Raw genomic sequence first — 14,988 nt, 5'->3', positions numbered from 1 at the left:
CACACCTCCGTTAAATAAGGTTCGCTTCCGCAAGCCGGCTCAGCTGCTGCTCCGGCGGAACGCCTTTCCTGTACAAAATCGTTCGCAGCCATTGCAGGCCTTGACGGATGTCTTCCGGATCAGGCTGCTTATTCTGCTGTGCCAGCCTGCCGCGAAGATCGAGGAGCTGTTGGTATGGCTCCAAGACGCCTTGCCGAGCTTCCGGATCGTCTGGATGGCGATTCGGCTCCGAGACGGCGATGGCCACCAGCTTGGCGATCGGATGATCGCCGCGAATCGGGTTTCCGGCTTGAACGGAGATATTGCCTGCCAGCCTACTGCGATCCTCCGCGACGTCGTAGGCATACGCATCGATCGCGTCGTGACTTTTCAATAGCTGCTTCAGAACCGTTTTCGGACCTAACTCGATCGCCAGTTCGATTCCCCAGTAGTGCAGAACGTTCATCGATTTGTGCCACTGCACGGGTTGCGTCATTTGCCGGGTCAGCTCCTCGACCAGACTTTGCTTGCTTGCGTCAATCGCGTGCCCCGTGACGTTCGATAGCACTTTGTATTGCAAAGGTTTGAACGCGACCTGCTCAAGCCGACACTTCAGTTCCTCGGCGGCGGACTGCATCAGCGGGTGGTGAAAAGGAGCTCCGACTTGCAAATTGGTTACCTTCGCACCGAGCTTACGGAAATGAGATTCCACTCGTTCCATCGCCGGAAACGTTCCGGAGACGACAATTTGGTCAGACCCGTTGTAACAAGCGATGCAGATTTCCTCACGGCTTGACGCAAAGTAGGCCAATTGTTCCTCTGTCGATAAATAATCGATTCCGCCGACGGCGAGCATCGTGCCCGTTCCCAGCTCTGCCGCCGCCTTCATCGTTTGCCCTCGAAAATGTACAAGCTTTAATGCCTCGGCGAAGGAAATCGCTCCCGCGCCGCAAAGAGCCGAATATTCGCCGAGGCTGTGTCCCGCCGCGGCAAAGGGACGAATGCCGATCTCCTCCATATACACGCGATACATCGCCATCGAGGCGGTCAGAAGCGCCGGCTGGGCCACATCGGTGCTCGTCAGTTCTGCGATCGGACCGTGGAAGCAGGCGTCCGTTACCTTCCAGCCCAACACGTCGTCGGCTTCTTCGAACGTTCGTTTGGCGATCGGGTAACGGTCGTAAAACCATTTTCCCATGCCCGTCATTTGCGAGCCTTGTCCCGGGAACAGTAAGGCTACCTTTTTCATGGACTCACCCCGCTTGCTAACGATGCAGCTCCACGCCCTCTGGCGACGAACTGAAGATGAACGGCTAACAACACGAGCAGCACGGACAAACTCGTCCAGAAGACTGCGGAAGAGGATACGGCCGTCGACAAGTCTCCCATTTGAAACCAAACCATCACCGTTCCGCTGCTGAATACGTGCGTGATCAAGGAAGCCCACAAGGAATCGGAAGCCCAGTAGACAAGCCCGTATACGAGCGCCCCTAAGGCGGCAAAGCCTCCTAAAATCGGATCCATCAGGATGACTCCAAATAGAACGGCCTGAACAAGAACCGCGACATAGACCGGGGATACGGCGCGAACTTCATTTAGAATCAGCCCTCTGAACAGCACTTCTTCAAACAAGGAACCGACCAGCACCGTACCCAATAAAGTCAGCGCAATCGAACTCCCCCCGCCGACGAACTCGACCAGATTGTAAATTTGCGGCCAATCCTCCCGAATGACCGGGAGGTTGGCTACGCTGTAGATGACGGTTCCTAGCGCGATTCCGATCAACGGAGCGATGAGCAGCGCCTTGGTCGAAATCGCCTTCACTCGGCAGAAGATCGGCAGCGACCGCTTGCGAGCTTTCATCAGCAGCGCATAAATCGCGAGCGTACAGACGTTGTTGACGATAAAGGACACCTGAAGAGACAGTTGCGACAATACGCTTTGGCTGACGAGCTGAACGGCGACATAGATCGCCAAATACAGCACGATGAAGCCGATAGCCCGAACGATTTTCACGCCGCCCCCTCCTTGCCAATCGCATTGGCCTGCAATCCCCGATGCTTGTTGAAGATGACGATAAGCAAAGCAATGATCGCGATTCCTGTAATCGCCAGGAAGAGGTACTGCATATTCGGGTCGGCGACATGCGTCTCCGATCTTCTGAATACATATTGGCTGCCTTGACAGGCATATTGCGCAAGAATCGGCGCCCAGATCGAACGATAACGAACATACAGAAGGGCGAACACGACCGCACCCAGAAATCCGTACACCGTTAACGGAATGTCAAAGCTGAAAAATAATCCGCCGTACAGGATTCCTTGAATAATGATGGCGGCCGTCAGCGGCGACAGCCTGCGCAGCTCCTTAAAAATCATGCCGCGGAACAGCATTTCTTTGTAAATATTGCCGTACAGCAGGAAGGCCAGGAACACCAGCACGCTCGAGCCGTCGTTGAGGTAGGCCAGAATCTCCTCGAACTGCGGGAAATGGACCTTTATCCAGCTCAGACTAAAGAGCAGATCGGTAAACCAGCCCATCAGCAGACCGATCGAGACAATGGTGACGACTTGCGGCATGCCGAGCTTGGTAAATCCGGCCTCTTTGAAAATATGAACCTTGCGAACCTTCAGCATGATGAAAAAGAGTAGCGGCATTTGAATGATGTCGTTAAAGACGATAAAGGCGATCGGATTGTCCTCAAACCAGCCGGACGTGGGATACACAAACCGCGAGTAAACTTGAATTAGGCCATAGAATAAAACAAAATAAACGGCGATGATCCACACGATGTTGAACAAGCTTTTAGAAGTCGTTTTTTTCATTGTTCGGTTTCGCCTCCATTTGAGTTGCGGGAAGTTTCTCTTGCTACAGCCGCGTTCGCATCCGCGGCAAAGGCCTCGATGATTTGATGCATAATCTGGACGAAGGATTGCAGCAGCCGCTTCATTCTGTCCGAGTTTAAGCGCTGCGCGTTGAATTGCAGCACGAGCTGGATTTCGCGCTGAGCGGACAAGCTCGCGCCAATGCAAATGTCGTAGTCGCTCTCTCCTGCGAGAGAATGCGGCCCATCTAGCGAAAATACGGGCAATAACGTTCCTTTTTCTCTCGTTTTTACAACTCTCGCGCGCCATTCGGACAGCGCAATGCCTGATGCCGAATCCGTGCGGAGGCTTTCATGGATGCTCGCAATCAACTGTCCAAAATGGTTCACCTGAGCGAAGCTTTGCCGCAGCTCGATGACGAATCCCGGTTGGCGAACGACTTGTATCGTAATCTCTTGTTGCTTGGAACGCTCGTGAAGCAAGTAGGCATATATCGCCAGCCAGATGTCGCGAATCTCCACGCCTAGCCGCGCGGCGATAGAGGTCAGTTGATCGATCGCCTTCTTGTCCGGAGTATAGCGATATTCTCTTGCCGCTTGCTGCGAGGCAGAGGAGCCAAAATCGACTAGCGGCCACGAGATCAACGCGATTTTCTCCGCTGCAACCAGCTTCTTGCGCGATCGAATATGTTCGGCCAGCTTGAATACCGTCGAGTAGGTGAACAAGTCGGTTACTTTGACCAGATCGGGATACACGGCGTCGATTTCCGCCTGCGCCCTGACAAGCAGCAAGGAATTGCCTCCGATGTCGAAAAAGTTGTCGTGAACGCTGAACGTTTCCGTTCCCGACAGCTCCTGCCAGATAGCGGCCAGCCGCCGCTCGATTTCGTTGTTCGGCAGCGTCGAAGCATCGCCTCGTCCTTCTCCTGCCCCTTGCGGCTCGGGAAGCGCTTTGCGGTCCAGCTTCCCATTAAAGCTGAGCGGCATCTGATCCAATTGCACGATGTAGCCGGGCACCATATATTCCGGCACTTTGCGCTGCAGCCATGCTTTCACTTCGACGCCCGACAGAGGCTGACTTGCCACCATGTAGCCGCAAAGATAATCCTCATGCTGCTTATTGCGCTTCACGACAACTACGCATTCGCGAATGTGCTCGTGCTTCAGAAGCACCTGCTCGATCTCGCCCAATTCGATGCGGAAGCCGCGAATTTTGACCTGATTGTCTCGCCTTCCCAAGTATTGAATGTTCCCGTCCGGCAGCCAGCGCGCCAAATCTCCCGTACGATATAGCTTCCGGCCGGCGAGGAAGGGATGGTCCACGAACGATTGGGCCGTCAATTCCGGTCGGTTCGCGTAGCCTCGGGCCAAGCCGTCTCCGGCAATGCACAGCTCCCCGGGAACGCCGATCGGCTGCAGTTGGAAGCGGTCGTTCAAGATCAGCAAGGACGTATTGTAGATCGGCTTCCCGATCGGAACGCTGCTCGGCGGCTCGGTCCAGCCGCACTCGTAATGGGAGACGTCGACCGTCGCTTCCGTCGGGCCGTACAGGTTGATCAATCGCGTTCCGAAGCGCTCGTTCAACGCTTGGAATTGTTCGACCTGCGGCGCTTGCAGCGCTTCGCCGCTGGCGAATACGTAGGCGAGGCGATTGAGATTGGCCGTCATCCCCATGCGATGAAAATGCTCCAAAAACAGCTTCAGCATCGGAGGCACGAAATGCATATGGCTTACTTCGTATTTTTCGATCGCCTTGACGATTAGCGCCGGATCTTTTTCTCCCCCGCTTTCCAGCAGCGCCACCCGGCTTCCGGGAATCATCCACCAGAACAGCTCCCATACGGAGACGTCGAAAGTGAACGGCGTTTTCTGCAAAATGACGCTGTCCGGCAGCAGCGGATACTGCTCCTGCATCCAGAGCAGGCGATTCACGACCGAGCGGTGCTCGATCATCGTTCCTTTCGGCCGCCCGGTCGAGCCCGACGTATAGATGACGTACGCCAGATGACGGCTCGTATGCGCGCGGGGCAGATTGCTGCGATCGTCCGCGTACGACGATTCGCTGTCCACATCGATTCCCGTTACGGACTGAAGCTCGCTTATGCTCTCTTGCAGCGGAAGCCAATATTTCGCTCTGCCGACTACGATGCCGGCCCCGCTGTCCTGAAGCAGGTACTGAATGCGCTCCGCCGGAAAATCGGGCGAGACGGGCAAGTAAGCCCCTCCGGCCTTCCAGATTGCCAAGATGGCGACCAACATTTCCGGCGAACGCTCGATCAGCAGCGGAACGAAGCTATCCGGCTTCACGCCGTACTCGCGCAGCGTGCGGGCGAGACGGTTCGCGCGCTCGTTCAGCTCTCTATAGCCGAGGCTCAGGTCCAGCCACTGCACCGCAACCTGCTCCGCTCTATTCGCCGCCTGCGTCTCAAAGAAATCGAGCAGCGTGCGATCTTCCGGATAAGCTCTGCGCGTCGCGTTAAAGTCGCCAAGAATCATCTGCTTCTCCTCTTCGCTCATCCACGCCGTCTCGGCGATTGGCGCATCCGGGCTTTCGCAGGCGCTCTGCACGATACGGATATAATGCCGCAGCATTCGTTCGGCCGTTTCCGGCGTGAAGAGCGATGTCGCATACTCCAGATTTAAGGTCAACGCCGTTCCATGTTCCACGACCTCCAGCGTCAAATCGAATTTGGCGGTCGGATTGTCCAGCGTATAGGGCGCGAATGCGACTTCGTCCAGCTCCAGCTCCGGCAAGCCCATGTTCTGTACGATAAACATCGCATCGAACAGTGGGTTGCGAGACAGGTCCCGCTCCAGCTTTAACTGATCAATCAACCGTTCAAACGGATAGTCCTGATGCTGGAACGCCTCAAGCGTTAGCTCCTTCGTTGCGGCCAAAAGCTCGCTGTAGCTTCCGTCCGCCGAGATTTTCGTTTTCAGAGCCAGCGTATTGACGAACATTCCGATCAGCGGCTGAAGCTCGCTATGGGTTCGGCCCGATACCGGCGTGCCTACAACAATCTCGTCTTGACCGGCATATTTGTGCAGCAGCACATTAAATGCGGCCAGCAGCGCCATGTACGGGGTCGCTCCATGCCGTGCGGCCAAATCGCGAACCGCCTGGGAATCCCGCTCGCTCAGTTGCGCGACGATCCGGTCTCCTTCCGTCGTCTTTCTGGACGGCCGCACAAAATCCGTCGGAAGCTGCAGCGTGGGAACTCCGTCGGCGAATTGCCCAAGCCAGAACCGCTCTTGCCGTGCGGCCTGTTCCCCGCTTAACCAGCGATTTTGCCATTCCGTGTAGTCCTTGACCTGGATGCGAAGCGGCGGCAATTCCTTCCCTTCGTGCAGCGCGATGAACTCGTTCGCCAAATGTACGGTAGACAAGCCGTCGGCAATCAGATGGTGCATATCGAACAGCAGCACATGATCGTCCGCCGACTTGCGAATGAGCACGACGCGAAGCAAAGGGGCCTGCGTCAGCTCGAACGGCCGCAGGAAGGAACGAATGCGCGCTCGCTCGTCCTCTGCATCTGCCAATTCGAGCGAGAAATCCACCTGCGGATGGATGCGCTGCATCGGTTCGCCTTCCGTCCATACGAAGCTCGTCCGCAAAGATTCATGGCGTGCAATAAGCCGTTGGAAGACGGCCTCCACCTTTGCCGTATCGAGCGCTCCGGTCATTCGAATCGCTTGCGACAGATGGTAAGCGGTATTCGCCTCCTCCATCTGATGCAAAACGTACAATCGCTTCTGCGCCGAGGACAGCGGGTAAGCTTCCTTCGGCTCCGCCGGGGGGATGGATTCGAACCGTTCCCGCTCCGACGAGACGATGCGTTGCGCCAATTGTTTGATCGTCGGCGATTGGAACACTTCTCTTAAGGCGATCGATACGTGGAACGCCTCATGGATTTTCGTCACGAGATGGGCCGCCCGCAAGGAATGTCCTCCCAGGCTGAAGAAGTTGTCCTCCACGCCAATCCGCGGAACGCCCAGTAGCTCCTGCCAGATCGCGGCAAGCCTGCTCTCGATCTCATTGCTTGGCTCTGCGTAGGCCGCCTCGTCTCGGATGCCGGTTTCGGGCAGCGGCAACGCCTTGCGATTCAGCTTTCCGTTCGCGCTGAGCGGAAATTGATCCAGGCGAACGTAGAAGCCGGGAATCATATAATCCGGCAGCGTCTCGCTTAACCGTGCGCGCCATTCCGCCAATCCGATCTCATGGTCGGAAATATAGTAGCCGCACAAGTAAGCTTCCGACCGCGCGTCCCGATGGGCGACGACGATCGCCTCCCGTACCCCGGGAGCGGAGCCCATCTGATGAGCGACCTCCTCGCACTCGATGCGATAGCCGCGAATTTTCACTTGATGATCCAAGCGGCCCAAATATTCGATATGACCGTCCTCGCGCCATCTGACGAGATCCCCGGTGCGATACAGCTTCTGCTTGTCGGCAAAGGGATGGTCGACAAACTTCTGCGCGGTCAATTCCGGCTGGTTGAGATACCCTCTGGCCAGACCGTCCCCCGCGATGCACAGCTCTCCGGCCGCCCCGATCGGTTGAAGCTGCAAATGATCGTTCATGACGAGCAGTTGGATATTGTCGATGGGCTTGCCGATCGGCACGAGCTGGCCCATCGGTTCGGCAAAACAGTCGAAGCAGGATACGTCAACCGTCGCCTCGGTCGGACCGTACAAATTCACAAGCCGGACTCCGAATCGGTCGTACAGCAGCGACTGGAACAGCCGAACCTGATGCGGATGCAGCGCTTCGCCGCTTGCAAAAACCTGCCGGAGGCCGGCCAGCTTCGCGACGTCTTCGGGATGCTGTTCCAGGTGCAGTAAAAAGATTTGCAGCATGGAAGGTACAAAGTGCAGCGTCGTCACCCGGTGGCGCCCAATCGCTTCCGCAATTTGCTTCGGGTCCTTCTCCCCGTCCGCCGCCAGTAAATGCAGGGTCGTCCCTTTCGTAGCGCCCCAAAACAGCTCCCATACGGACACATCGAACGTGTACGGCGTTTTCTGCAAAATGACGTCTTCGGCATCGATCGGGTAGCTTCTATGCATCCAGTTCAAACGATTAATGACGGAGCGATGCTCGATGAGCACCCCCTTCGGCTGTCCCGTCGATCCCGACGTGTAAATGACATAGGCCAAATCCCGCGCTTCGTTCACCGGAGTGAGCGGCCGGTCGTCCGCATCGTAATTAGTCGCGTCGTCCAGATCGATAATCGGCAGCTCCGCATGAATTGAGGCCAGAGAAGCTATCCCTTGATTTTGCGTCACAATCCTCTGTGCCTGACTATTTTCGAGAATGTACCGTTTCCGCTCCTGCGGATAATGCGGGTCCAGCGGCAAATACGCGCCGCCGGCCTTCAGAATCGCCCAAATACCGACGATCATCTCCAAGGATCGTTCCGCCGCAATCGGGATAATTTCCTCCCGCCGTACGCCAAGCCTTCTTAACGTTCTGGCAAGCCTGTTGGCCAAACGATCCACTTCAAGGAAGGTCCATTTCCGTTCGCCGTGCGTAAGCGCAATCCGATCGGGCGTGAGCTGGGCCTGCCGCTCGAATTGCTCGACCAGCGTTTGCTCGCTCGGATAGGGCCGGAACGTCGAATTGAATTCGCACAAAATTTGCTCTCGCTCCCGCTCGGTAAGCACGTCCAGTTGGGCCAAGGATACATCCGGGTCGTTCGCCAGCCGCTCCGCCACGATTTGAAAGTGCCGGACGAACCGTTCCATCGTCTTCCCGGCGTACAAATCCGTATTGAATTCCAGGTCGCAGCGAAGCGTTCCGTCCTCCACCAAGTAAATATCCAGTTTGAAATCGAGCTTGGCCTGCCCCAATTCAAGCTCGTAGCGCGAGCATCGCCACTCCCCGAATTGCCAAGCATCGGGGGATTCCATCTGACTGTGCACGACCAGCATCGTATCGAACAAAGGATTCCGGGAGGCGTCGACGGAAGCGCCCGTATCCGCGATCATCTGATCGTAAGGGAAATCCGGATGCTCGTAAGCCTCCATCAGCGTACGATGAAGCTGCTGCATCCAGCTTCCGCACGTCTGCGCTTCCGGCAGACGACAGCGGATCGGCAGGAAATTGTTAAACATGCCGACCATGTCCTGAACTTCGGGATGGCTGCGTCCTGCAACGAGGGAGCCGACGATGAAGTCGTCCTGACCGCTGAGCTTGTACAGCAGCGCGCTGTACGCGGCGAACAATACAGTATGAACCGTGACGTTCTCCCGCTGCGCGACTGCACGGATCCGCTCTCCCGTTTCCGCATTCACAGTAAAGCGAAGCGTCTCGCCGCGATACGTCTTATGCTCCCGGCGTGGGAAGTCCAGCGGCATGTTCAGCACGGGAAGCTCGCCGGCCAGCTGCTCCCGCCAATACTGCTGCTGCCGCCGGAACGAGGCGGAATGCCGCTCCTCATCCAACCACTGCACGTAGTCCCTGTATTGCAGGCGCGGCCGAGACGCCGGATAACCCCCCATCATTCGGAACATCTCGTTAAGGAGGAGCTGAACCGAGACGCCGTCCGCTATGATGTGATGCATGTCGATGAGCAAATACTGTTCTTCGGCGGAAATCTGCAGCAGATAGATTCGCACCAGCGGAGCCGCCGCTAAATCAAACGGTCGAATCCAGCTTCGCAGCCGTTCCTCCGCCTGCTCCCGCTCCGCCGTTTCGGCATGAACGCGTATGCGGGCGTTCGGGTGAACGATTTGCCGCATCTCTCCCTGCCGCCAGACGAACGAGGTACGCAGCGGTTCATGGATTGCGGCCAACTGCTCCCAAGCCGCTTCCACCTGACGCGGGTCAAGATAGCCGTCCACCTTCAGAACGATCGGCATATTGTAATTGGTGCCCATCGCCTCCAATTGCTCCTGGATCATCAGCCGTTGCTGCGCGGGGGAGACAGGATACTCGCCCGACGCATTTTCTCGCGAGACCAGGGGAGTAAACGCTTTCACTCCCCCCTGTTTGATTAGCGCGGCCAAGTTTTGTATCGTAGGCATTCGCATAAACTGCTGAAAAGGGACCTTCACATGAAACTGCTCGTAGATCCGGGCCAACAGGATGGTCGCCTTAAGCGAATGCCCTCCCAATTCGAAGAAATGGTCGTCTCTTCCAATCGGCTGACGCTGCAGCAGGTTTTCCCACAGCGCGGCAAGCGCGCGCTCCAGCTCGTCCGTTGGCGGTACATAGGCTTTATGGCTTCCACGGGACAGATCCGGAGCGGGCAGCAGCTTCTTGTTGATCTTCCCGTTCGACGTTAACGGCATCGCCTCCAGTGCGATCAAATCGGCGGGAACCATGAACAGGGGCAGCGCTTCGGATAAGTAAGCTCTGATCTCCTCCCCGTTTACGGCTTCATTCGCGACATAGTAGGCGCATAGAGACGGACTTCCTTCCGCAGCGCGAGCAATCACGCATGCTTCTTGAAGGTGCGGATGAGCCAGCAGACAAGCTTCAATCTCGCCTAACTCGATGCGGAAGCCGCGAATTTTAACCTGTTGATCGATTCGGTCCAGAAATTCAATATGGCCTCCGGGCAGCCAGCGCACCAAATCCCCCGTCCGGTACACCCGTTCGTTCGCCTCGTAAGGATGCGGGATAAACTTCTCGGCGGTGACGTCCGGAAGGTTAAGATACCCCCGGGCCAGCCCGTCCCCGGAAATCCACAGTTCTCCCGGCACGCCGATCGGCTGCGGACGTCCGTAGCGGTTCATAACATACAGTCCCGTTCCGTTAATCGGCTTACCGATCGGAACGCCGCTCGCCTGCTCCTCCCACTGCTCGATCTCGTAATATGTCGCAAATACGGTCGTTTCCGTCGGCCCGTACACATGAATGAGCTTTCCGGGTCCAAGCGCCTGGAACGCCTTGCGAACATGGGAGACCGAAGCCCGTTCCCCGCCGAACAATATTTTGCGCACATGCGCGAGCGCGTCGATGTATTCCTCCACGATGACGTTAAACAGCGCCGTCGTTACGAAAAATACGGTTACCTTTTCCGCCGTCAGCAGCTCGCTTAACCGATTCGAATCGCCGACCGTATCCGCATCGGCCAGTACGAGCTTCGCCCCGTTCAACAATGCGCCGAAAATATCAAATGTCGAGCCGTCGAAAGCGTAGTTGGACAGTTGCAGCAGCGTATCTTGCTCCGTGATGGCGATATAGTTCGTGTCCTTCACGACCCGAACGATGTTGGCGTGCGTCGTGCACGTCCCTTTTGGGTTCCCGGTCGAGCCCGACGTGTACATGATATAAGCCAGATCGCCAGCTTCGTTACGAGGCGGAAGATTCTCGCGGCTGAAGCTATCGTACGAGCCGTCGTCCAGCAGCATAACATGGCCCAAGCGCGAGCAGCGCTCCTGCCATTTGCCCATCGTCAGCATGCAGATTGCCCGGCTGTCGCTCATCATGTACTCCGTGCGCTCCGCCGGGAACGTCGGATCAATCGGCAGATACGCTCCTCCGGCCTTCAAGATCGCCAGAATGGCGACGATCATTTCCACCGAGCGATCGGCCATCAATCCCGCGACAAAGCCGGAACCTGCCCCGCTGGCCAGTAACGCGTGCGCCAGTTGGTTCGCTCGTTCGTTGATGTCCCGATAGGAATGAGAGCTTCCGTTAAACGTCACGGCCATTCGCTCCGGGTACTTCTCGGCTTGCCGCTCGAACAGCTGAGGAATCGTCTGCTCCTTCGGATATGGGGCAAACGCCAAGTTCCAGCCGCTCGTGAGCCATTGCTTCTCTTCCGCAGTCAGCAGTTCGATGTCCTTCAGCTGCTTGCCCGGATGCTTAACGATGTCCTGCAGGATACGAATATAGTGCTCCGCCACTCGCTCTATCGTGGATACTCGGAACAGTTCCGTCGCGTAACGGAAAGTAAAAGCCAGATCATCGCCGTCAGCCAACGCCTCCAACGTCAGATCAAACGGAACCGCGGCCGGCTCGACGAAGTCGGCTTCGAAGCTCAGTCCTCCGGCCGCTCCGGATACGTTCAGCCGCTCCTGCAACACAAATACGTATTCGAATAGCGGATTCCGGCTCGGGTCGCGCTGAATGCCCAGTTGTTCCACCACGAATTCGAACGGATAATCCTGATGAGCGAACGCTCCCAGCGCCGCCTCTTTCGTCTCGGCTAAGTAATCGAGATAGGTTTTATCCCCTTCCGGATAGCTTCGCAACGCGGACATATTGACGAACATTCCGACCATTTGCTCCAGCCCGTTATGGCTTCTTCCCGCGATTGGGGATCCGACGAGGACATCCTCCTGCCCGCAGTACTTCGCCAGCAAAATCGAGTAAGCAGACAGCAGCACCATATACAGCGTTGCGTTCGACCGCTGCGCAAGCTCTTGGATCGCCTTGACGTCCTCCTTGTCCAGGCCGATCTTCACGCTTGACCCGGCATAGCTCTTGACGGCAGGTCTTCGCCGGTCCATCAGCAGCTCCGTTACCGGAAGCTCGCCTTGCAGAGCGTTCATCCAATATTGCCGTCCGGCCTCCAGCGTTTCGGCTTTCATCCCGCCCTGCTGCCAGCATGCGAAATCGCTGTACCTCAGCGCAAGGTCGGGCAGCGGCTGATCTTGAATAAGCTTAATGAACTCCGCCATTAATACGTTCATCGCCAAACCGTCGGCCACGCTATGATGAATATGGACGGCCACCGCCCGCCGATCTTCCGCCCAGGACCACACCTGTACCCTCATCAGCGGAGGCGCCGACAAATCAAAAGCTTGTATAGCGGCTTGCAACTGAGCCTCCGACGGCTCCGCGGCGACATCCCGCCAATCCACGGCAATATCCACGCGGTCGCGAACGATCTGCACGATCCCTTCTTCCCGCGTATGGAACGAGGTGCGCAGCGCTTCATGTCTTGCGACGAGTTCGCCGAAGGCGCGGGCGATTGCGTCTCTGTCCAATGTACCGGCAATTTTCATGACGCCTGCAATGACATAAGCGGTGTGAACGCCTTCGTTCTGCTCCGCCATTACCATCCGCTGCTGCGCAAACGTCGCCGGATACGCTTCTCTCCGCTCCCTAAGCGGCTCTATCCGCTGGATGCAAATTTTCTCCGCCCGATCGATATACTCGGCCATCGCTTCAATCGTCGCAAGCTCAAACAGTCTCTGGATAGGGACCTCTACCTCGAATTCATGCTCGATCCGAGCAAGAACGTGCGAAGCGCCCAAGGACTGTCCGCCGATTTCAAAGAAAGCGTCGTCCGTGCCGATCCGCTCTCTCTCCAGAACTTCCTGCCAAATGGCCAGCAGCTTGGCTTCGGTAGCGTTCTGCGGCGATTTATGCGCTTTGTGTTGGAGGTTCGCCTGCAAGAGCTCCGTCATCGTTTGCGCAAGCTCGGCGAATTCGCCCGCCCTGAACTGCTCCGCCAACTTGTACCTTTGCGTTTTGCCGCTTGTCGTTTTAGGAATGGCTCTGACGGGGAGCACGTTTCTCACGTCGATGCCCATGCGTGCGTTTAAGGCGCGTTGAATTCTTGCCGCCTGATCCGCGAACTTCTCCGGCTCCCCGCGATGAGATACAAAGTAAACCACTTCCTCGCTCCCCAGCCGCTCATTATAGACGCCGCAGGCCGCCGTTCGGCCCGGAGCAATGCCTTCCAAAGCTTCAATCGTTCCTTCTATGTCGTGGGGGTACACATTTTGCCCGTTTACAAAAATAATGTCCTTATGTCTGCCTGTGACACAAAGCCTCCCCCCGCGCATAAAGCCGATATCTCCCGTAATAAACCACCCTTCTTGTGTGAATGACGCCGCATTGACTTGCGGCATTCGGTAATATCCCGACGTTACGTTTTTTCCGCGAATATGGATATGTCCAACCGTTCCTTCCGGAAGCTCAGCATGATCGTCTCCGCTAATTCTCACCTCGCAATCCGCTACAGGGAATCCTACATCTACAAATGTGACTCGATCCTCTTCGTCGTCCGGATTCATCGCCAGCGGTTCGCCGATTCGCAGCGCTCGCCTGGAAAGATGAATCGCAACAACCTCTTCTTCTACCGGCGGGAACGTGACGGCCAGACTTGCTTCCGCCAATCCGTAAACCGGGAACATCGCGTTTCGTCGCAATCCGTACGGAGCCAAGCGATCCACAAAATCCTCGCAAATATGCGCCGATATCGGTTCCGCTCCGTTATAGATGAGTCTGACGCAGCTAAGATCCCACTCGCCAGCCGCCTTCTCCTTGAAATGTCTGAGAAAATGCTGGTACCCGAAGTTGGGGGACGACAGCATGGAAATTCGCTTCCGATGCACCAGTTCCATCCACTGCATCGGCTGCATCATGAACAAGGTCGAAGGCATAATCCACTGGTTCATCGATGCATACACCGGCGCGAGATGAAACCCGATCAAGCCCATGTCATGGGTGAGCGGCAGCCAGCTGATCGACGAATCGGATTCCGTAGCTCCGCACCCGCCGACGATCGCACGAATATTTGTCAGCAAATTTTCGTGTGTGAGCACAACGCCCTTAGGCTGTCCTGTAGACCCCGAAGAAAACTGGATAAAGGCGCAATCCCCGGGAGAAATGTCGGGGATAATCCCCGGCTTGCCCTGGATCAGCTCGTCGTAGATGACGATGCGTTCGCGGTCCGTTAACGGATATTTCCCCTGCCGATCCGCAAACTGTCGAAGATGCTCATGCTGCTCCGAGTCGGTAATAAGACTGGGATTATCAAGCATCCGCCATACTTCGAAAAATTTAACGGTCTGTTCTTCCGTCGTCGCATACTGGATCGGAACCGGAACGATTCCGCCCAACAAGCATGACCAGAAGGCAAGAAGAAAGGCCTCGTTCTCTTGGAGCAGCAAGACGACGCGATCTCCCTTGCGCAGCCCTTTCTTTTGCAGATCGCCGAGATAAGCCATCGATCGTTCGTACAGTTGATCGTAAGATACGTGATGCTCTTGTTTCTTGTGAACAAACGTGATTCCTTTATGCTTCGTTCGATTTACGGAGAGCAATTCGACTAGCGTATCTCCTTTATGCATCGCCCAGCTTACCTCCTAGTCATCTAATCTCGCGTTCAGGCGCTATTCCCCTCTTTTAGTTAATTTGTGTAACGTCTGTGCATTTGCACAAAATTGTAAAGATAGATTACTTAAAGATTACTTAAATTTTCCATTGGCCAGCAAGTGCCAAG

The 14,988-nt window shown here is 56.2% G+C and carries 4 protein-coding genes; all 4 read right to left on the bottom strand.

The window, feature by feature from the left end; translation table 11 throughout:
- Positions 1-10: 10 nt before the first annotated feature.
- The 4 genes from fabD to J4772_RS15835 are packed head-to-tail and all read right to left on the bottom strand — an operon-like array spanning position 11 to position 14,836.
- Entirely contained in the window at positions 11-1,228 is a 1,218-nt protein-coding gene (gene fabD, locus J4772_RS15850; protein ID WP_209076065.1) for an ACP S-malonyltransferase, read from the bottom strand.
- Positions 1,225-1,995, bottom strand: coding sequence for a CPBP family intramembrane glutamic endopeptidase (locus J4772_RS15845; RefSeq protein ID WP_209076063.1), 771 nt, complete (start codon positions 1,993-1,995; stop codon positions 1,225-1,227). The genes fabD and J4772_RS15845 overlap by 4 nt, the downstream gene beginning before the upstream one ends.
- Positions 1,992-2,804, bottom strand: coding sequence for a CPBP family intramembrane glutamic endopeptidase (locus tag J4772_RS15840; RefSeq protein WP_181917505.1), 813 nt, complete (start codon positions 2,802-2,804; stop codon positions 1,992-1,994). The genes J4772_RS15845 and J4772_RS15840 overlap by 4 nt, the downstream gene beginning before the upstream one ends.
- The gene (locus J4772_RS15835; protein WP_209076061.1) at positions 2,801-14,836 is read right to left on the bottom strand and encodes a non-ribosomal peptide synthetase; all 12,036 of its coding nucleotides are present in this window, start codon (positions 14,834-14,836) and stop codon (positions 2,801-2,803) included. Before J4772_RS15835 ends, J4772_RS15840 begins: the two co-directional genes overlap by 4 nt.
- Positions 14,837-14,988: the final 152 nt, after the last annotated feature.

This window comes from Cohnella sp. LGH, assembly GCF_017671885.1.
Classification (GTDB): domain Bacteria; phylum Bacillota; class Bacilli; order Paenibacillales; family Paenibacillaceae; genus Cohnella; species Cohnella phaseoli.
Note: the sequence above shows the minus strand (reverse complement) of the source record. Positions and strands in the feature narration are given on the sequence as shown.

Bases quoted from the DNA above. Each gene is read 5' to 3' on its own strand.
- fabD (WP_209076065.1), bottom strand. From the start codon at position 1,228: ATGAAAAAGGTAGCCTTACTGTTCCCGGGACAAGGCTCGCAAATGACG.
- J4772_RS15835 (WP_209076061.1), bottom strand. From the start codon at position 14,836: ATGCATAAAGGAGATACGCTAGTCGAATTGCTCTCCGTAAATCGAACG.
- J4772_RS15840 (WP_181917505.1), bottom strand. From the start codon at position 2,804: ATGAAAAAAACGACTTCTAAAAGCTTGTTCAACATCGTGTGGATCATC.